The following is a 551-nucleotide window of genomic DNA, read 5'->3' on the forward strand; positions in this document are numbered from 1 at the left end:
CTGAATAGCCAGTGCTCCACATCTATGAGCAGCCACCTGACGGACGTGCGCCGTCAACGGCGGCCACCGACCCAGACACCCCTAAAGAGGTCGCCTGAGCCAGTTGATGCTCCTTAGAAAGGAGGTGATCCAGCCGCACCTTCCGGTACGGCTACCTTGTTACGACTTCGTCCCAATCGCCGGCCCCACCTTCGACCGCTCCCCCCACACAAGGTGGTTGGGCCACGGGCTTCGGGTGTTGCCGACTTTCGTGACGTGACGGGCGGTGTGTACAAGGCCCGGGAACGTATTCACCGCAGCGTTGCTGATCTGCGATTACTAGCGACTCCGACTTCACGAAGTCGAGTTGCAGACTTCGATCCGAACTGAGACCGGCTTTAAGGGATTCGCTCCACCTCACGGTATCGCAGCCCTCTGTACCGGCCATTGTAGCATGTTTGCAGCCCAAGACATAAGGGGCATGATGACTTGACGTCATCCCCACCTTCCTCCGAGTTGACCCCGGCGGTCTCCCATGAGTCCCCACCATTACGTGCTGGCAACATGGAACG

General features: G+C 59.3%; 1 rRNA gene. It reads right to left on the reverse strand.

The features are described 5' to 3' along the window. Positions 1-117: 117 nt before the first annotated feature. Positions 118-551, reverse strand: a 16S ribosomal RNA gene (locus AF1_RS32785); the annotation flags it as partial.

It is taken from the genome of Actinomadura formosensis NBRC 14204 (genome assembly GCF_001552155.1).
GTDB classification, from domain to species: domain Bacteria; phylum Actinomycetota; class Actinomycetes; order Streptosporangiales; family Streptosporangiaceae; genus Spirillospora; species Spirillospora formosensis.